Source organism: Clostridium sp. DJ247 (genome assembly GCF_014231265.1).
In genome coordinates this window covers 120,241-140,601 of sequence record NZ_JABAIW010000005.1, presented here as the reverse complement: position 1 = coordinate 140,601, position 20,361 = coordinate 120,241, and the positions used below count along the sequence as shown (strand labels likewise).

19 protein-coding genes are annotated in these 20,361 nt (G+C 31.3%); 12 read left to right on the top strand and 7 right to left on the bottom strand.

The window, feature by feature from the left end; all coding sequences use genetic code 11:
* Nucleotides 1-106: 106 nt before the first annotated feature.
* The 10 genes from HGI79_RS03855 to HGI79_RS03810 all read left to right on the top strand — a co-directional run bounded on the left by HGI79_RS03855 (nucleotide 107) and on the right by HGI79_RS03810 (nucleotide 12,007).
* Nucleotides 107-1,111, top strand: coding sequence for a Gfo/Idh/MocA family protein (locus tag HGI79_RS03855; protein ID WP_185649338.1), 1,005 nt, complete (start codon nucleotides 107-109; stop codon nucleotides 1,109-1,111).
* Nucleotides 1,112-1,567: 456 nt separating this feature from the next.
* Nucleotides 1,568-2,536 carry a glycosyltransferase family 2 protein gene (locus HGI79_RS03850; protein ID WP_185649337.1) on the top strand — a complete coding sequence of 323 codons (969 nt, stop codon included), beginning with the start codon at nucleotides 1,568-1,570 and terminating at the stop codon, nucleotides 2,534-2,536.
* Nucleotides 2,520-2,939, top strand: coding sequence for a GtrA family protein (locus HGI79_RS03845; protein ID WP_185649336.1), 420 nt, complete (start codon nucleotides 2,520-2,522; stop codon nucleotides 2,937-2,939). Before HGI79_RS03850 ends, HGI79_RS03845 begins: the two co-directional genes overlap by 17 nt.
* 79 nt (nucleotides 2,940-3,018) lie before the next feature.
* A complete protein-coding gene (locus tag HGI79_RS03840) occupies nucleotides 3,019-5,265 on the top strand; it encodes a glycosyltransferase family 39 protein (RefSeq protein WP_185649335.1) in 2,247 nt (748 codons plus the stop codon).
* 321 nt (nucleotides 5,266-5,586) lie between these two features.
* Nucleotides 5,587-6,264, top strand: coding sequence for a response regulator (locus HGI79_RS03835; protein WP_185649334.1), 678 nt, complete (start codon nucleotides 5,587-5,589; stop codon nucleotides 6,262-6,264).
* Nucleotides 6,261-7,748, top strand: a complete 1,488-nt coding sequence (locus tag HGI79_RS03830) for a histidine kinase dimerization/phospho-acceptor domain-containing protein (RefSeq protein WP_185649333.1) — start codon at nucleotides 6,261-6,263, stop codon at nucleotides 7,746-7,748. Before HGI79_RS03835 ends, HGI79_RS03830 begins: the two co-directional genes overlap by 4 nt.
* A gap of 353 nt (nucleotides 7,749-8,101) precedes the next feature.
* Nucleotides 8,102-8,380 carry a spore germination protein gene (locus tag HGI79_RS03825; RefSeq protein ID WP_185649332.1) on the top strand — a complete coding sequence of 93 codons (279 nt, stop codon included), beginning with the start codon at nucleotides 8,102-8,104 and terminating at the stop codon, nucleotides 8,378-8,380.
* A gap of 35 nt (nucleotides 8,381-8,415) precedes the next feature.
* Entirely contained in the window at nucleotides 8,416-9,612 is a 1,197-nt protein-coding gene (locus HGI79_RS03820) for a Ger(x)C family spore germination protein (protein ID WP_185649331.1), read from the top strand.
* A 16-nt stretch (nucleotides 9,613-9,628) separates the two neighbouring features.
* A complete protein-coding gene (locus HGI79_RS03815; RefSeq protein ID WP_185649330.1) occupies nucleotides 9,629-10,738 on the top strand; it encodes an endospore germination permease in 1,110 nt (369 codons plus the stop codon).
* Between the two features lie 159 nt (nucleotides 10,739-10,897).
* Nucleotides 10,898-12,007, top strand: coding sequence for an endospore germination permease (locus tag HGI79_RS03810; RefSeq protein WP_185649329.1), 1,110 nt, complete (start codon nucleotides 10,898-10,900; stop codon nucleotides 12,005-12,007).
* Between the two features lie 219 nt (nucleotides 12,008-12,226).
* On the opposite strand, the gene HGI79_RS03805 is transcribed toward HGI79_RS03810, so the two are convergent.
* The 7 genes from HGI79_RS03805 to HGI79_RS03775 form a co-directional block, all read right to left on the bottom strand.
* Nucleotides 12,227-12,910, bottom strand: a complete 684-nt coding sequence (locus HGI79_RS03805) for a DUF421 domain-containing protein (protein WP_185649328.1) — start codon at nucleotides 12,908-12,910, stop codon at nucleotides 12,227-12,229.
* Between the two features lie 232 nt (nucleotides 12,911-13,142).
* The gene (locus HGI79_RS03800) at nucleotides 13,143-13,913 is read right to left on the bottom strand and encodes a DeoR/GlpR family DNA-binding transcription regulator (protein ID WP_185649327.1); all 771 of its coding nucleotides are present in this window, start codon (nucleotides 13,911-13,913) and stop codon (nucleotides 13,143-13,145) included.
* Between the two features lie 29 nt (nucleotides 13,914-13,942).
* A complete protein-coding gene (locus HGI79_RS03795) occupies nucleotides 13,943-14,941 on the bottom strand; it encodes an ABC transporter ATP-binding protein (protein WP_185649326.1) in 999 nt (332 codons plus the stop codon).
* Nucleotides 14,942-14,943: 2 nt separating this feature from the next.
* Complete coding sequence (locus HGI79_RS03790; RefSeq protein WP_185649325.1) at nucleotides 14,944-15,741, bottom strand: ABC transporter permease; 798 nt, start codon at nucleotides 15,739-15,741, stop codon at nucleotides 14,944-14,946.
* Nucleotides 15,735-16,598: an ABC transporter permease subunit gene (locus HGI79_RS03785; protein WP_185649324.1), complete on the bottom strand. Its 864-nt coding sequence runs from the start codon at nucleotides 16,596-16,598 to the stop codon at nucleotides 15,735-15,737. The genes HGI79_RS03790 and HGI79_RS03785 overlap by 7 nt, the downstream gene beginning before the upstream one ends.
* Nucleotides 16,571-17,677, bottom strand: coding sequence for an ABC transporter substrate-binding protein (locus HGI79_RS03780; RefSeq protein WP_185649323.1), 1,107 nt, complete (start codon nucleotides 17,675-17,677; stop codon nucleotides 16,571-16,573). Before HGI79_RS03780 ends, HGI79_RS03785 begins: the two co-directional genes overlap by 28 nt.
* Before the next feature lie 32 nt (nucleotides 17,678-17,709).
* Nucleotides 17,710-18,516 (bottom strand): alkaline phosphatase family protein, encoded by an 807-nt coding sequence (locus HGI79_RS03775; RefSeq protein ID WP_185649322.1) that lies wholly within the window; start codon nucleotides 18,514-18,516, stop codon nucleotides 17,710-17,712.
* Nucleotides 18,517-18,931: 415 nt separating this feature from the next.
* On the opposite strand from HGI79_RS03775, the gene HGI79_RS03770 reads away from it, so the two are divergent.
* Complete coding sequence (locus HGI79_RS03770; RefSeq protein WP_241428136.1) at nucleotides 18,932-19,735, top strand: DeoR/GlpR family DNA-binding transcription regulator; 804 nt, start codon at nucleotides 18,932-18,934, stop codon at nucleotides 19,733-19,735.
* A gap of 167 nt (nucleotides 19,736-19,902) precedes the next feature.
* The gene (locus HGI79_RS03765) at nucleotides 19,903-20,346 is read left to right on the top strand and encodes a PTS sugar transporter subunit IIA (RefSeq protein WP_185649321.1); all 444 of its coding nucleotides are present in this window, start codon (nucleotides 19,903-19,905) and stop codon (nucleotides 20,344-20,346) included.
* Nucleotides 20,347-20,361: the final 15 nt, after the last annotated feature.

Sequence of the window (20,361 nt, the reverse complement as noted above, 5' to 3'; positions counted from 1 at the left end):
GCCTCCAAATCCTTCAATATGTTATTATAATAATATAATAAACAATAATTATGATTAAGCAAATGTATGGATACAATTTTAAGTTAAATAGGGTAGGAGGGAAAATATGATTAATATAGGTGTGGTAGGTACTAGCTGGATAACTGATGAATTTATAAAATGTGCTAGTTTAGTAGATGACTTTAAACTAAATGCAGTTTATTCTAGAACAGAAGAGAAAGCAAAAGCCTTTGCAGAAAAGTATGGGGTAACTAATATATTTACAGATTTAGAAGCTATGGCAAAAAGTAATTGTATTGATGCTGTGTACATAGCAAGTCCTAATTCTCTTCATGCAGAACAGGCTATTATATTCTTAAATAATAAAAAGCATGTTCTTTGTGAAAAACCAGTTGCATCTAACGTAAAAGAGCTAAATTCTATGATAGCAGCTGCTAAAAATAATGATATGTTATTAATGGAAGCTATGAAAACCATGTTTTTGCCTAATTTTAAGGTCATAGAGGACAATCTTCATAAGTTAGGAAAAATAAGAAAGTATTTTGCAAGTTACTGTCAGTATTCTTCAAGATATGACATTTATAAGGAAGGAAAGCATGTAAATACATTTGATCCTAAGTTTTCTAATGGTTCAATTATGGATATAGGTACTTATTGTATACACCCACTGGTTAGGCTTTTTGGTATGCCAAAACATATAAAAGCATCTGCATTAAAGTTACCTTCAGGAATAGATGGAGAAGGAAGTTTAATTCTATCTTATGAGGATATGGAAGGCGTTATAATTCATTCAAAGATAGCCAATTCATATATTCCATGTGAAATTCAAGGAGAAAAAGGTACTATGATAATTGATAAAATTAATAATACAGAAAAAGTACAAATTATATATAGGAATGGAGAATGTGAAGAGTTATCTGTGCCTCAATTAAAAGAAACAATGTACTATGAAGCTAAAGAATTTATAGAATTAATAAAAAGCAACAAGAAGGAATCAGAAATAAATTCATATAATCAGTCTCTAAATGTCATAGAGATTATAGAAGAAGCTAGAAAACAGACAGGAATACTATTCCCTGCAGATAACCTTAAGAGTGAGATCCGCTCTTGAAAAAATAAGAGAATAAAAATTGCTGTAAATGTCATGGAAATTAAGCTTACAAGAGATTAATGATTTGAAATATGGCGAAGCTTTTTATGTAGAGAAGTTGATTAACAAAGGTTAAATGTATACGATTAAAGAATAAGAAAAGCATGTGGTTTATTATTGAAATATTATATAAACCACATGCTTTTTTGTTATAGTTCTATTTCAAGCCTCTGCATTTGTTAGAGTAAGTATCAGTCAATATAAGATAATCTAATAACTAAGGATTAGTCATAAGCTAAAAATATCACAGAAAGTTATTAGAGAAAGTGTCTTTAACTTTAGTAAAAAAATATGGATTGTTTCAAAAGTTTAGTTAAGCTGTGATTAAATTGTGATTAAACTGTAACAATTTAAAGTTAAAATAAATACATAAATTAAATATTAAAATTCAAATGTCTGATAAATGAGGTGAGGTAAATGTATAACGCAGTAGTTTATTCTGTCATAGTACCTTTATATAATGAAGAACTTGTTATTAATGAAAGCTACAAAAGATTAAAAAAGGTCATGGATTCTACGAAAGAAAATTATGAAATTATATTTGTAAATGATGGAAGTAAAGATAGAACAAATGATATAGTGCAGAATATATGCAGAAATGACGAAAAAATAAAACTTGTTAACTTTTCACGAAATTTTGGTCATCAGGCTGCCATAACGGCAGGTATGGATTTAGCTCTAGGAGATGCTGTTGTTGTTATAGATGCGGATCTTCAAGATCCACCAGAAGTTATTCTAAAGATGATTGAAAAGTGGAAGGACGGATACCAGGTAGTATATGGAAAAAGAATAAAAAGGGAAGGAGAAACATTTTTTAAAAAGTTTACTGCTAAAGTATTCTATAGGTTGTTAAGGAGCATGTCTAGTGTGGATATTCCTGTAGATACAGGAGATTTTAGACTTATAGATCGTAAGGTGTGTAATGCGCTGGTAGCACTTCCAGAAAAAAATAGATATGTGAGAGGCCTTGTTAGTTGGGTTGGATATAAGCAGACCTTCGTGGAATTTGAAAGACAAGAGAGATTTGCCGGGGAAACTAGATATCCTTTTAAAAAAATGATGAAGCTTGCCTTTGATGGTATAACTTCTTTATCATACAAACCGCTTGTGATTGCAGGATACCTTGGGGGATTAGCTTTTTTAACAGGAATGATTTCCACTGCTGCGGTTATTATAAGAGACATGTTTAAGAGAACAGAAATAATAAGTTTGGGATTGCTTATAGCAATTAATGTAACGATGTTTGGGTTAACCCTTGGCAGTATTGGAATATTGGGCCAATATATTGGAAGAATTTTTGATGAAAGTAAAGGAAGACCTATTTATATAATTGATAGCACTGTAAATTATAAGAGAGTTGATAAAAAATATGAAATTAGTAGCTAATGTAACAAGATATCTTTTTTATGGGGAACTTAAACATTTTAGCCGTTTTTCTATGGTAGGAGTAGCAAATACTCTTATTGATTTTGTAACATTCTCAATGTTTCATAGTTTGTTTGGAATAAACTATATGGTCAGTCAGGGTTTAGGTTATAGTTTTGGAGTGGTTAATAGCTTTATTTTTAATAGAAAATGGACTTTCAATCAAAGACATTCTAATAAGAAGCTAACTCAGGAACTATTACAATTTATTGTAGTTAACTTAATTTCTCTTATAATTACAATAATTGCTATGAATATTTTAGTAAAGCATTTTTATTTCAACGTATATATGTCAAAAGTAATTGTAACTGTTATTGCTCAAATAACTAATTTTCTTTTCTATAAGTTGTGGGTATTCAACTAAGTATGGGTATTAAATTTTAAAGAGGTTGTGTAAAAGTAAAATATAAAATTAAGAGAACTATTTAAGGAGGCAGTAAGTAGTGAAAAAAATAAAGTTTACAAAAGAAACCTTTGGATTGATAGTAATTTTAATACTATCTTCAGTATTAAATTTTGCAAATATAGGTATAGAGGGATATGCAAATAAATATTATGCTGCAGGCGTAAAAAGTATGCTTATGAACTTTAGAAATTTTTTCTTTGTGTCTTTTGATCCTACGGGGTTTGTAACCATTGATAAACCACCACTAGGATTTTGGATACAAACTATATCAGCTAAAATATTTGGTTTTAGTGGATGGAGTATAATTTTACCTCAGGCCCTTGCAGGAGTAATTTCAGTTGGGCTTATATATTATCTTGTTAAAAGATCCTTTGGAAGTGCAGCAGGTTTGATTTCAGCATTATGTCTTGCAGTAACGCCGGTTTTTGTAGCAGCAAGTAGGAACAATACAATAGATAACTTGCTTGTTTTAACTTTATTATTTGCTTGCTGGGCACTTTCTATAGCCGCCGAAAAAGGAATGGTTAAATATCTTATAATAAGCTTAGTTCTTGTGGGTGTTGGGTTTAATATAAAAATGCTGGAAGCTTATATGATTGGACCCGCCTTATATATAACTTATCTTCTTTCCACAGCCATATCCTTTAAAAAGAAAATAAAACATCTTATTGCGGGTACAGTTATTCTTTTAGCAGTATCGTTGTCTTGGGCTTTTGTTGTAGATTTGGTACCTACAGCAAACAGACCTTTTGTGGGAAGCAGTACAAATAATACAGTTATGGAACTTATATTTGGGCACAATGGCTTAGAGAGACTTGGCCTTGGTAGCAAATCAGGTCCAGGTGATGGGCAAAGACAAGTTAGAAACGGTACTGATGCTAACTCTAGTGCAACCCAGAATCAACGAGATGGAAACAACACAAGTGATGGTAGCCAAGGTCAGGGAATGCCAGGAGGTGTGCCAGGTGGCGATGGACAAGGTCCAAGCGGAATGGGATTAGGGCAAAGAGATGGAAATATGCAGCCACCGAGCGGAGGAGGCCCTGGTGGCGGACCAGGAGGTCAAGGTGGTGGTCTTCAAGGATCTTTTGGTGGTCAGACAACAGCTGGAATTACAAGATTATTTTCTAAAAATATGTTATCAGACCAAATAGGTTGGTTTTTACCACTTGCTGTATTTGGATTCGCAGCAGCAGCAATAAAAGAAAAATTAAGATTTCCTTTTAACAATAAGAGAAAGTTAGCATTAGTATTATGGTTTATGTGGTTACTACCTGAATTTATATACTTTAGCTATACAAAAGGGTTGTTTCATCCATACTATTTAACTATGATGGCACCACCAATTGCAGCTTTATCAGGAATAGGAATTTCTGCAATGTGGGAGCTTTACAAAGAAAAAAGCTGGAAGTCATGGATTTTACCTGTATCCTTTGTGGTAGAAGGCCTGACACAATTATTAATGTTATCTTATTTCTATAATAGTATGTCTAGTACTATAAAAAATGTACTTATAGCATCATTAATTTTGTGTTTTGCAGCTTCAACTGTACTTGCTGCATGTAATATCATAAATATAATAAAAAGTAAAAAACGCACTGGCGAAATTAATAATGATGGCTTAAAAGAAAGTAAAAACATAAAGTTAAACAAAATATTAGTAAGTATTGCTTTTTTAGGGATTTTAGTAATTCCTACAGTTGGAGCATCTACTCCTATGTTCTATGAAATGAGCAGTGGTATACCTGCTGCCGGATTAGAGCTGATGTCTAACAAACAGGCGGGAAACTTAGGGATGAAGGGTTCTAATAGTAGTAATACAAAATTAATAGAATTTTTAAAAAGTCATAAGACAAATGAAAAATATTTACTTGTAGTTTCAGGTTCTGGAAGTGCTGAAGATATAATAATTAATACTGGTGAATCTGTAATGGCACTTGGTGGTTTTTCAGGATCTGACAAAATACTTACTTTAGACCAGTTTAAAGAGTTAGTTAATAAAGGTGAAATAAGATATGTACTTTCAGGAGGTATGGGAGGAAGGGACTCTGGTAACGATATTATGAGCTGGGTTCAAAAAAATGGTACGGTTGTGCCAGAAAGTCAATGGAAGGATTCTAATACATCAAATAACCAATTAGAAAACTCAGAAGACAATAAGAAAGATGTTATAAATTCACAAAATCAAAATTCTAATTCAGGAAGGCAAAGTTTTGGTGGATTTGATGGAAGAAACTCTGGTCAACTATATGATTTAAAGGGTGCAGCTAGTACTTCAAAGTAAATTTAACTTATACTCCGTAATATGCTGCCAAACTTCGGCACGTTAAAAACTTTTAGTCAGTCTAAAGTTCGTGTTTTTGAAAATCTAAGAACCTTATATAAACTCGCTATGCTCAAACATATATAAGGCTCTAAGATTTTCTAAAAACATTTCACTAAGACTGACAAAAAGTTTTTAAATGTGCCTTCAGTTTTGGCAGCATATTCCTACGTATAAGTTAAATTTAAGTTGAGGTTATCTATATAACTAATAGAATTGTAACATGACTGTAATAAAGATATAATATAATAAATCTAATGACATTTTTCTTGGAGGGGTAACATGAACGGCAAAAAAATATTAATAGTTGATGACGAGCCATTAATAAGAAAGCTTGTAGCTGATTTTCTCAAAAAGGAAGGATATTTTATTAGTGAGGCAGAGGATGGACGGAAGGCTCTAGAGTTGTTTTCTAATGAAGATGATATAGATTTAATAATTCTTGATGTGATGCTTCCTGAATATGATGGATGGACTGTATGTAGAGAAATAAGAAAAAAATCTAGGGTTCCTATTATTATGCTAACTGCTAGGGGAGAAGAATTTGATGAGATATTTGGATTGGATATAGGTGCGGATGAATATATATCTAAGCCATTTAGTCCTAATATATTAATAGCAAGGGTAAATGCTGTATTACGAAGAGCAGTACCTGTAGATACTATTGTTAATGAATTTAGTGGGTTAACAATAGACTTAAACGCACGTCAGGTAGCTATCGAAGGGTCTACCATTGATTTAAGCCCTAAGGAATATGAACTTTTGATTTATCTTGCTGAGAATTATGGTAAGGCATTAAGTAGAGAACAGATACTAGATAAGGTATGGGGATATGATTATTACGGTGATTTAAGAACAGTAGATACCCATATTAATAGATTGAGAATAAAACTAGATACTAAAAGTGATTATATAAATACTGTAAGGGGTTACGGCTATAGATTTGAGGTAGAAAAATGAATAAATCCATAAGATCAAAGCTTTTTGTTTCCATAACCTCCTTATCAGTATTCTTTATTTCTCTTCTATGGTTGCTAAATAACCTATATCTTGAACGATATTATATAAACAAAAAGAAAAATATACTTATACAAAATGCAAAGAATTTAGCAACTATGTATAAAGGCAATGTAAGGGATATACAAGATGAACTTGATAGAACGGCTAACATTACCGGCAGTAATATAGATATACGTAGTAAAGATGGAGAACCAGTGTATGTTTCTTCACGTAGGCCTCCAAATGAAAAAAACATAGTAAGTGACAGCAAATTTAAACCAAGCATGAAGCCGCCTAGGGATCAACCTCCTAACGTTGATAAGGTTAACGAATATACGGAAGGTGAATATACTTTTGAAACTCGAAGGGATATTCTGCTAAAAATAGATTTTCTTACTCTTGTAACGAAATTAAGCGGTGGAGACATACTGTCTATTAGAGTACCATTAGTTTCAATAAAGGAAAGTGTTGATATTGCCAATAAATTTATTATTAGCACTGGTATTATAATTATGATTTTGGGATGCATATGGGCTTATGTATTTTCCAGAAAATTTACTAAACCAATATTAGAGTTGAATAGTATTGCCAGAAACATGGCTAAGTTTGATTTTAGTCAAAAATGTAACATAAGTGGTAAAGATGAAATTGGGCAACTTGGGCAGAGTGTTAACTATCTATCGGATGAGCTGGGTAGAGCAATTACAGAATTAAATATAAAAAACAAGAAGCTTGAGGAGGATATTGAAAAGGAAAGAAAGATAGATGAGATGAGAAAAGAATTTATCTCTAGTGTTTCTCATGAGTTGAGAACTCCTCTATCAGTAATACAGGGGTATGCAGAGGGACTTGTTAGTAATATTGCTGAAAGTCAAGAGGACAGGAGCTTTTACTGCGATGTTATTATGAAGGAAACAAATAAGATGAATAAGTTAGTAAAAGACTTACTAAATCTTTCACAGATCGAATCAGGTTATTTTCAAATTGAAAAGACTGAGTTTAACTTAACATCTTTAATAGAATATGTGCTCAATAAATATCAGTCTATCTTTAAAGAAAAAAATATTCAGGTACTATTTGAACCTGGTGAAAGTATTATTGCCTATGGAGATATGGTAAGAATTGAACAGATACTTACAAATTATATAAACAACGCTGTTAATCATATAGATGATAACAGGGTTATTAAGATAACTAGAAGGGTTATTAAAGACAAAATAAGGGTGAGTATATTCAATACCGGAAAGCATATACCAGAAGAATCTTTAGAAAAAGTGTGGAGTAGCTTTTATAAAGTAGATAAAGCCAGAACAAGGGCCTATGGTGGATATGGACTTGGACTTTCTATAGTAAAAGCCCTTCAAGACCTGCATAATAATGCTTATGGTGTAGAGAATGTTGAGGATGGAGTAGTCTTTTGGTTCGAAATAGATAACATAAAGTGAAGCTTGAATCAGATTGAAAGGAGCTTTAAAAGAAAATGCAGATGATAGTTTAAAAAACATATTGTTAACAAACCCCGTATTTTTTAGAAATACGGGGTTAAATTTTTCATCTAATATTTATTAATTTTTATTATATATACCTAAAAGATTAAGATATATCAGCTAATACATTACACACAAACTAATAAAAGTTTAGCTACTAAACTGTCTTTAAATATAAAGTAGAATAAAAACTAATATATGGTGAAAAATAAATACAGCTATTTATAGAACAAAATATTGAAATTATAGTTAGAATAAAACAAATAAATACATAGAAATATAAATATATAATTTATATAGGGAGGCATAAAATGGAGAAACCTAAAAGTGGGTTTTCTAATAAATCAACAGTAGACAACAATATAACAAATCAAAGCATTAGTGGCAATACAACAAATGATGTTCAACAATTGAAAATAATTTTTGATAAAACCTTCGATGTGGTGTACAGGGAATTTGAAATTGGTGGCTCAAAAAAAGGAATGCTTATTTTCATAGATGGACTTGTGAATACCGAATTGATTGACTCAGATGTATTAAAACCTTTGCTGAATTATGGCAAAACTGCAGCACAACTTGAAAATATTTAAGTAGATTTTGTTCATAATCAGCAAGGAGGGAGTTTATGAGAAAGAAAAGTATATTGTTGGTGATTATCATAATTATGCAATTGCTTACTGGTTGTAGGGATGCAACGGAGGTAACTGATATTGCCATCGTAGAAGGTATTGGGTTTGATAAGGCGGATAACGGTGAAATTATTCTTTCTCTGATCCTTCCCGTTACCAGATCAGCCAGTTTCGGTGGTTTATTGGGGGGAGGTGGAGGTGGAGGTGCTACTGCCGCAGAAGCAACAATACTTATCTCAGAAAAAGGATATGGGATAATGGACGCCTATAGAAAAATTGAGAAAAAGTTATCTCGAAAAATTTTCCTTTCTCAAGTTGAAGGTATTTTCATAGGAGAAAAGCTAGCACGAGAAGGGATTTCAGACGTCATTGATTTCCTTTTCAGACATCCAGAACCTCATCTACGAGCTTACATGTTTTTTACAGAAGAAGCAGCCACTGACATACTAAGTTTACACTCAAAATTGGAGAGAAGTATTATTGAAAAATTTGTAAAAGAGGTAAAATTAGAAGCAGGGTTTAGGACTAATCTCAAGGATTTTATAAATATGATAACGGAGGAAGGTGTAGAACCAGTTGCGGCACAAGTTATAGTAAGACCTTTAGTGGTGGATGGCGAATCTAAATCTATAACTTCAGGCATAGGAGGAGCAGCTGTACTGCATAAATATAAATTGGTTGGATGGATGACTGCTGAAGAAGCTAGAGGAGCTTTATGGCTTCGTAATGAAATAAAAAGAGGGGTAATAACAACGAATGTTCCTGATGAAAAGAATAGTGGAAAGGTAGGCATAGACATTACAAAGGCAAAGACCGAAATTAACCCTATACTTAATGGCGATGAAGTGAAAATGGAAGTAAAAGTTTATGTGGAAGGAAAAATTTATGAAAATTCCTCCCAATTAGATTTAAGTGATTCCGAGGCAGTACATTTTGTTGAAGGAAAAGTATCAGAGAATATTAAGAAGAGAATTCAGTTATCCTTGGAAAAAGCACAAAAACAGCTAAAATCAGATGTATATGGATTTGGCACAGCAGTATATCGAAAATATCCGCAAAAATGGAATAATTATTACAAAGAACGTTGGGATGAAGAGTTTCCAATGGTAAATGTACGAATTATATGTGATGTAAGGATACCTGAGATTGGGCTTAGCGGTAAAAATTTAACTCCAGACAATGAAAAACCTTAAAATAAGGAGAAAATATATGGAAAGGATCTCAAATTACCAATTATTTGTTATAACGGTACTGTTTCAAATTGGAACTACTATTGTATTTGGATTTGGATCAACTGCTGGTAGAGATGCATGGATTGCTGCACTAATATCTACAGCTATGGGGGTATTAGTTGTACTATTATACAATTTATTGATGCGTATGAATCCTGGCTTAACTTTGGTGGAATGGTACAATATACGGTTTGGAAAGTGGTTGGGTACACCTATTGCATGGATATATGCTTTATTATTTATATATGAGTTAGCGCGTGGGTTAGGTGACTTTAAATTTTTGATTCCAATGACAATTTTGCCTAGAACGCCTATTTTTATAGTTCTAGTTATATTTATGGGTGTACTATTCTATAGTGTATTTAGTGGTATAGAGGTCATTGCACGACTTGGGGAATTATTTATGCCTATAATCTTCATATTGTTTTTGGTAGAAATAATTTTGATTTTTAGTTCAGATATTATACGTATAAATTATTTACTACCTATTGCAGGTAAGGGGTGGAAACCAATCTGGAAGACTGTATGGCCGCTAGGTGTAACTCAATCCTTTGGTGAGTCTATAGAATTTACTATGATTTGGCCTTTGGTAAATCAACCAGAGAAGATTATTAAGACTACATTGCTGGCTACTATTACATCTGGATTATTTATTGCATCATTTGATGTTCTAGCAATCGCAGTTTTAGGTGAAGGTATGTTCAAGAATAGCATTTATCCTTTATATACATTAATCCAACAAATAAGTGTAGGTAACTTTATGGAAAATCTACAGGTAATAGAGGTTTTGTACTTTTTAACTACTATATTTTTTAAAATGTCTATTCACTTGTTTGTAGCTGTTAGAGCTATTCAACAGTTAGTTTTAGTTCCTAATGGCAGGATATTCATTTTACCAGTATTAGTAATAGGATTATATTTAGGAATGACAATGGCATCTAACGTATCAGCACATATAGAAACGGGTCTTAAGATTATTCCATATAGTTTATGGGCACCATTTTATCTTGTATTACCAGGAGTATTATTTATTGTTACATTAATTCGAAAGAAATTTAAGAAAAGTAAGCAATCATTGAAAAACTGATGGATTGTAAAGAAAGTTATCCTATAGCAATGCCTATATTTTTATTAATTTTGGGAATGATGTTATCTATTATTACCTAAATTATAAAAAATAACCATTAGGTTTAAGCAACCTCTAGGTAATTCATTTTAATTGAAGTAAGAGCTAAGGAGAAATTAAATGGAGAAAATTTCAACTTACCAGTTATATGCAATAACAGTGTTGTTTCAGATTGGAACTACTATTGTATTTGGATTTGCATCAACTGCTGGTAGGGATGCATGGATAGTTATATTAATATCTACAACTACAGGGATAATACTAAATCTATTATACACCCTATTAATGCGTATGAACTCAGGATTAACTTTAGTAGAAGCCTGTATTTTGCGCTTTGGAAAATGGTTAGGACCAACTATTGCGTGGACATATACCATAGCGAATATATATAATATGGGACGTACTTTAGGTGATTTAAGGTTTTTAATTCCGGTAACAATTTTACCTAGAACATCCATTTTAATAATTTTAGCTATATTTATGTTTGTAGAGGCATATGCTGTATTTAGCGGCATAGAGGTTATTGCAAGATTAGGAGAATTATTTTTACCATTGATTCTATTATTGTTTTTTATTGAAGTAATTTTAATATTTAGTTCGGATATTATTAGTATACATAATTTACAACCTATTGTAGGTAAGGGTTGGAAACCAATTTGGAAGGCCTTATGGCCAGTAGGTATTAGTGTAGGCTTTGGTGAGTCCATAATATTTTCTATGATTTGGCCATTGGTAAATCAGCCGAAAAAGATTTTAAAGACTACAATACTGGCTACTATTACATCAGGCTTGCTCATTACAGCTTTTGATATACTAGCAATTGGGGTTTTAGGTGAAGGTATATTCAAAAATAGTATTTACCCTTTGTACACAGTAGTTCAACAAATAAGTGTCAGTGAATTTATTGAAAATCTACAGGCTATAGCAGTTTTATATTTTTTAACTACTTCATTTTTAAAAATTTCTATATATTTTTTTGCTATAGTTAGAGCTATCCAACAGTTAACTGCAGTTGCAAATGGCAGGATATTTATCTTACCAGTTTTGATAATAGTATTATATTTAGGCGTGACAATGTCATCTAGTGTATCAAGTCATATACAATCTGGTTTAAGAATTCACCCAAACCTTATACCAATAATGATATACTTTGTTTTACCAGCTATACTATTTATGGTCACACTTATTAAAAAAATTTTAAAAATTAAGAAAAAGCAATTGAAAAACTAACCATTACAAAGAAAAGAACTTAAAGGAGATATAAAAAAATTGGAGAGATTTTTATTTCCATGGGAATCCGATGTAGTCATAAAGTATCCTTATGTACTGCCTATATTTATTTTAATTCTAGGAACTATGCTATCTGTTATCACTTGGATTAGAAAAAAGAAAAATTCTCACAATTAAGCATTTGCTTATATTTTGAGAATTTTTATCAGTTGTGCTATATTAATTATGGTAAAGATCAACATAAAGGTTACCATTAGTAGCTAATGCAGCAAAAGCTACTTCTTTTATATTTTCAATTCCTTTTTTCTTTAATTCTCTATAGAGCCATTGTTGAGTTAAGCCATTTTGTTTCAGATTTTTTTCTATAACTTTGCCTTCTAAAACTAGTTCAATTGAAAGACCCTGATGTTTTGTTGGTAAATCAAGGTCTTTTGGAGTTAATGGACGATTTGGGGATTTTAGCTGAACACTTAGCTTTCCATCAGGTTCAAGCATAGCAAATTCAACTTGACAAATATCAAATATCTTTTCTTGCCTTAGTTGCTGGTTTAAGTAATCATAAGAATAGTTTAAGCTAGTCAAATTATTCTCTAAAATTTTCCCATTTTGAATTAAAACAGTTGGCTCTCCAGCAAAGAATTTGCGGAGAGACTTATATTTTAGAGATAAATAGGATACTATTGAGATAATCAATGTTATAAGGACCATAGAAAGAATAAAATTTAAAATATGTATTTTTACGTTAAAAGCTAAATTGCCTGCTACGGTTCCAAGAGTAGCAGCAGCAATGTAGTCAAAATAAGTTAGATTGGATAAACTTCTTTTAGTTAAAAATTTAGTGGCTGCAAAAAGAAATATGAGAGCTAAAAATACTCTTAATATGATATTTAAAGGTTCAAACAAAAAAATCGCCTCCAGTTACTAATATAGTCATTTCAACTATGAATTATTTATATACGTCTTTACATCATATAGGTATTTTTAACATTAATAAATAGAATATTACAAGAACTTAAATGTAATAAGTAAAGATTGTCAGTAAAATTGATACATAATGTTTTCACAGTTATAAAGATAAGATGAAACAAAGAACCTAGTGATTTTTAAGTCGCTAGGTTTTTAAGTTAAATATACATTAATCTATACAAGCAGTTATTAAATCAACTCCGTGTTTTAAAATGGTATCCTGCCATTCTTTATCAATATTTTCATCTGTAATTATAACAGATAATTCATTTAATGCTGCCACTTGAGCAAGAGCTTTTACTCCAAATTTAGATGAATCTGCTACTACAATTGTTTCATCTACGGAGTGCACTACTTTTTTTTTAACGCTTACATCATTTAAATCGTAATCTGTTAGTCCTATTTTACTATCTATTCCACCTGCCGAAAGAATTGCTTTGTCAAAATGAAGATTATTTAAAATAAGTTCGGTGATAGGTCCGTTTAAGCTCTGTTCCTTTTTTCTAACTTCTCCACCTAAAATAATGCATTTTGCATCGAGTTCATTTATAACGAAGTTAGCTACAGGCAAAGATATAGTAAATATTGTTAAATTTCTTTTATTTTTAAGGTTTTTTACAACTTCAAGTGGAGTGGTACCTGAATCTATAAAAATGATTTCATCATCATTTATTATCTTCGCACATTCTCTAGCAATAGCTAGTTTTTCTTTTCTTTTTATTAAAGTTCTTTCATTGAGCGGAGGTTCCCAACTGAGCTTTTTAGTTAAGATAGCTCCTCCGTAAACTTTTTTGAGACAGCCTTGCTGTTCTAGATAATCTAAATCACGTCGTATAGTTTCATTAGATACATTGAACATTTCCATTAGTTGAGATGTTTTTATGTTTTTATGTTCTTTTATAAGCTTTAGTATTTCTTCCTGTCTTTCCTGAGCAAGCATGATAAATACCTCCTTGTAATTATATAGGATTAGGTTAACTGTATATATTTATCTTTTTCTATATAAAAAGAAAGTTTATTCCCTTTTAGGTAATGACTAGCATCTTTATTTAAAGTATCAACTATTACAATTGTATCATTAACTAGTATATTTAATCTAATAATATTACCTAAAAAATATACATTATGTATTATTCCATGGAGAGCATTTTTATACAAATTTATATTCTTATCAGGAATAATATTTATATGTTCTGGTCTAACAAGAATTTGTTTGTTATCTTCTGGTTCATTTAAAAATGAGGAACTAAAAAAATTGTATGTTCCAATGAAGCTGGCTACAAATTGAGTTTTAGGTTTTTGGTATATTTCCTCAGGAGATCCCTGTTGAACTACTTCTCCTTTTTCCATAACAAATATTCTATCTGAAAGTGAAAGAGCTTCTTCTTGATCATGGGTAACAAAAATTGTTGTTATTTTAAGTTTTTGTTGTATATCTTTTATAAGATTTCTTAAACTTATCCTGATTTTTGCGTCTAATGCACTTAAAGGTTCATCTAACAATAGTACATCTGGGTTAACAACTAAGGCGCGTGCTAGAGCAACTCTTTGCTGTTGTCCCCCTGAAAGCTGATGAGGATAGTGTTTTTCCCTTCCAGCAAGTCCTACTATACTTAATATTTCATGAACTTTAGCATTTATGTTAGGTTTAGGAAGTCTTTTTAATTTAAGACCAAAGGCTACATTTTCCTCGGTGGTCATATTTGGAAAAAGAGAATAGGATTGAAAAACCATACCTATGTTTCTCTTGTTAACTGGAATATCTATGATATTTTTATTATTAATAAAAATATCACCACTACTTGAGGTTTCAAGTCCTGCAATAATCCTTAGCAGTGTGCTTTTGCCGCATCCTGAAGGACCAAGAAGAGTTATAAATTCTCCTTTTTCTATATCTAGGTTTAGATCATTTAGTGCTTTAATTCCTCTGAAATCTTTATTTATCTGTTTTATAGAAATATAGCTCATAATTAATCCTCCATTTTTCTTTGCTTTTTACCTGTTAACAAAATAGCTATATAAGAAATCATAAATATTACTATTAAATAAACTGAAACAATAGCACTGGCAGTATGACCATTTGAATTCAAGGCATTAAATAAATAGATTTGGATAGTTCTGTAATTATTACCTACTAGAAGATTAGCTAGAACGAATTCTCCAAATAATATAGAGATAGATAAAAGTACAGCTGATATTATGCCTCTTATTACGTTTGGAATTATAACTTTTAAAAAGGCTTGAAATTCGTTACAACCCAAAATCATAGCAGCTTCTGTGAGCCTTAGAGCATCTATTCCTATAAAACTATTTTTAATAGATCGATACATAAAAGGTAAACATAATACAAAATAAGCTCCAAATAAAATCCATATAGTACCAGTGATATTTATAGGGTCTTTAGAGTACATTTGAATAAGTCCTATTGCCAGTATTACCCCAGGTAGAATAAAAGGAATTACTGCTAAAATTTCAAAAAACTTTTCTAGTTTTTTATAATATAAAGAAGTTACGTATATACATGGAACCAATATAATTACAGATACTATAGATGTTATTACACTTATGTTTATAGTTTGAAGTAGAGAGGTAATAAAGTTATCATCGGAAAATATGATACTATAGTATTTTAAAGTATAGCTCTGTGGAAGAATGGTAGTATCCCATTTATCTGTAACTGAAAATAAAATAGTAGCTAATATAGGTATAAATAGATATATCATTAACAGTACTAAAAAAATCTTTTTTCCTGTATTTTTCTTTAACATTTTCTCCTCCTAAAATTATTTACAAATATCATTAACATTAAAATACCACCCATTATTGTGGCCAAGGCACTGGCTAGTGATGGGTCGGTGATTATGTCACCAGATACAAGATTGGCTATGGTTATAGATAACAAATTCTTATTAGCATTTACTAAGGCATAGGCTGTGGCATAAGCGCCTAAGGAATTAGCAAATAGTATGCAGAAACTTCCCAATAAAGATGGCATAAGTGTAGGTATTCCAATTTTTAGCCAGAAGGTAAAGTTACTTGCACCTAAGGTCATAGCAGCCTCCTTAATATCATCTTTTATTCCATATATGGCAGGATACATAAGCATTATAGCTAGTGGAATTTCGAAGTATATATATGTAAGTGTTATACCTGACCAGGAGAATAAATTAAAACCATGACTGTAAATGTCAAGATTTAATTTATTTTTTAAAAGTATAGTAAAAAGTCCATTTGAGCCTAGGAGAATAATAAATGCAAAGGCTAAGGGTACTCCAGAAAAGTTTGTGGTAATATTTATTACTGTAATTAATTTTTCAGGGATTTCGCCTCCTAAAGTTTTTAAACAAAAAGCAGCATAGGTACCTATAAAAAGACCAAAAGCGGCAGAATACAAAGATACAGCTAAGCTGTTGGTCAAGGAAAGCAAATAGAATTTTTTTGTAAAGACTGTTAAATAATTTGCCAAAGTAAAGCCTTTTTCAGAGCTAAAGCTACTCAAGAAAATATAAAAACCTGGAATTATTTCAAAGGCTAAAACTAATGTAATTAGTGCTAAAAAAGGAAGCCAAAGAAGGCCCCTTTTTCTTAGTTCACTTTTTATTGTGTTAATATATTGTCTCTCCATAAATTTGGTATCTCCTTACTGTTTTTATCCCAGGCAGCATAGTCTTTTATAGGTTTTGCAGATTTATAAGCATCGTTTGGTAACAATTGTTTAGCCACATCATCAGGAAGTTTAACATCTCTTATAGGTTTTGCAAAACCTTTAGCAAGGTTTATTTGTCCTTCATCACTGAATAGGTAATCTTGGAAAGCTTTAGCTGCATTTGGATGAGGTGCATATTTATTTATTATAGATACATATGCACTTATAACTGTTCCATCACTAGGTATCACTATTTCGTAGTCTGCCTCTGCATTCATAGTTTTTCTATAGTTCAGCGCATTAAAATCCCATAGGATTCCTATTGGAATTTCTCCTTTTTGGAAGTTTCCTATTCTGTTATCTACATCTTTTATATTGCCCATTTTCTTCAATTGTTTAAAGTAATTTATTCCAGGTTGAAGATTACTTTCATCACCGCCATTTGCAATAGCTGCTGCAAGTAAAGCGTTCTGTGATTGAGCAGCTTTTAACATGTCACCTACAACTATAGAATTTTTATATTCAGGGTTTTGAAGATCTTTGAAACTGTGAGGAACATCTTTTACCAGTTTTTTATTTACTAGGAAAGCAATTGTACCTGTATAAGCACCAGTCCAATAACCGTCTTTATCTTTAGCCCAATCAGGTACATCCTTCCAGTATGTATTTTTATAAGGTTGTACGATATTTTCAGATTTAGCTATATTACCAAATACAATGCCTACATCTCCAATATCAGCAAGAGGCTTGTCTTTTTCAGCCTTAAACTTTGCCAATTCTTCAGCACTTGACATATCTGTATCCTCGTGGGTTATTCCATAGTTATTTGTGAAAGTTTTAAATATTTCTAAATAATTTGCCCACTCGTTTGGCATTCCATAGGAAACTAGCTTACCCTCTTTTTTTACATCTTCTTTTGATGGTCTAGCCATAGTTTCTGTTTGATTGGTATTTGCTTGTGAGGAATCTTTTTTTGTTCCACATCCTACAAATGAAGTTGCAACTAATGTTGTCAATATTAAACTTAGTATTAGTGAAGTTTTTGATTTCTTTAACATAGATTAATCTCTCCTTAAAATTAGTTTTATATTTAAATTAATTTGATAGGTTCATATTTCATTGAAGTGGAAGGCTCTATACCTAGTATTTGGCATATAGTTGGAGCTATACTTAGCTGGGAATATTCACGGTCTTCAGTTTTTAATCCAGCATTAAAGAGAAATAAGGGTAAGTTTCTAAGTAATTCATTATTGCCACCATGGTTTCCTAGCTCACTCATACCATGATCTGAAGTTACAATTACTGAGTAGTTTTCGTTTATCCATAATGGTATAAGATTTGCAAGCATAGAATCCATTTCTACTAGTTTTAGTTCATATTCCTTTGAATTACAACCATAAGAATGTCCTATAAAATCTAGACCCATAGGATGAATTAGAAGAAAATCCAAATTATATTGTTTTCTTAGAAACTCACCATCTAAGAATAAATGAGTATCTGGATAGTTATCTTCAAAGTAGTATATACCGTGTTGAATTGATAAAGAATCTTCATGTAATTGCCTGTGAAAAGCTGGAACAAATGGGCTTATATTATATAGTTCACTAATCCAATGATAAGCGGCTGCACCAGTAGTTAGATTACTTTTCTTTGCTAAAGAAAATATATTTTGGAATGTGGAATTGCGTGTAATGTTGTTTGATGTTATACCATGTTCATATACAGGCATTCCGGTGAAAATTGTTTCGTAACAAGGTCTTGAAAGGCTGGGAAGTTCACCTTTAATGTCTATATAACATGCATTTTGAGATTCCACCATATGCCACAAATATCCCATGTTATCTTTAGCCCCTTTTCGTGTTAACCCATCTAATAGTACAAATATTAATTTTTTCATATTAATACCTACCTTTTATTTAATTGCCAATTGTAATTATATTTATATAATGTTAAATAAAGATTACATGAATATTAATTACATGTAAAATCACAACATTACACAAAATTCAACATAGTTATTAATAGATATCCAACCTCAAAACTTGACTTAACCACCAGGGTATATTACCAACTCTTAGGCACCATAAATACTTTTTTATGAGTCTAAAGCTTGGATTTGAGAAAAGACAAGTAAGCAAAATCATCACATATGAGCAATGTTTGATTGAAACTGCTCATAAATTTACTGAAAGTTATAAAAATGAGCAAATGCATGTTGACATTATGATTACAATCGATTACAATTAGATTAAAGGGTTGATAAAACGTTTACAAATTGATTGGATTTGACTAATATTTTAAATTTGTTAAAAATGATCAAAGATGAGAGTGATGTTTATATGTTTTCAGAAGAAAGGCAACAAAAAATATCAGAATTGTTAAAAGAAAAAAGTAGTTTAAAGGTAAGTGCACTAGCAGAGATATTTAATATTTCTGAATCAACCATAAGAAGAGATCTACAAGAGATGGAGCAAAAGGGTCTTTTGACTAGAACTCATGGAGGAGCAGTAAGTGTACAAGGCACTAGTTTTGAACCTTCATTTAAACAAAAAGAAATAGAAGAACATGAGCAAAAAGTCGCTATAGCTAAAATTGCAACCTCTATGATAAAGGATGGAGATACAATTATATTAGACTCAGGTACGACAACCTTAGAAATAGCGAAGCATATACAAGTAAATCAAGTCACAGTTATAACCAATTCTATTGATATAGCTGCAGTTTTGTCTAATAATGATAAAGTTGATCTTATAGTTACTGGGGGAAGCATGAGGACCACTACAAGAGCTATGGTTGGGCATATAACTGAAAATACATTGAAAAACTTTAGGGTAGATAAGGCTTTTATTGGAGCTAACGGTGTATCCATAGAAGAAGGTATAACAACACCTAATTTTACGGAAGCTCAAACTAAGAGGGCTATGATGAATGTTGCAAATAAGGTCATAATTGTAGCAGATAATTCTAAATTTAATAAAGTATGTTTTTCTGTTATAAGTCCTATAAGAGTAGTATCTTCAATTATAACAAGTGAAGAATTAGACAAAGAAATATTAAAAGATTTTGAAAATGCTGGGGTAGAAATAATAATACAGGAAAATAAACAAGAGGGGTGAAAATGTGGTAATTACAGTGACTTTAAATCCTGCAATGGATAAAACTATTGAGTTAAAAGGTTTAGTGGTGCAGCAGTGTAACCTTTGATGGCACACAGGCGTGTACTTTAGAACAAGTAAATGAGTTATTAAAAAAAGTAGAAGGTGAAATTAAGGAGGTATTTTAAATGACAACAAAGGACATGTTTTCAAAGGATAGGGTAAATTTTGATCTAAAGGCAACTAGTAAGGATGAGGCTATAAATGAGCTAATACAGATTTTATATGATGACGGAAAAATAATAGATAAAGAAAAGTTTAGACAAGCTGTGTTAAAGAGAGAAGAAGAATTTTCAACAGGTATAGGTATGGGAATAGCAATACCACATGGAAAAAGTAATGCTGTAAAAGAAGCTTCTATAGCTTTTGGAAGAAGTAATAAAGGCGTAGATTATCAGTCTATGGATGATAAACCAGCACATTTGTTTTTCCTTATTGCGGTTCCAGAGGAGTCAAGTGATGTTCATTTAAGAGCATTAAGTGAAATATCTAGAAAGCTTATGCATACTGAAACAAGAGAAAACCTCTTCAAAGTTCAAAGCTTTGAAGATTTTATAAAAGTTTTTGAATAAATAGTAAAGGGGGAA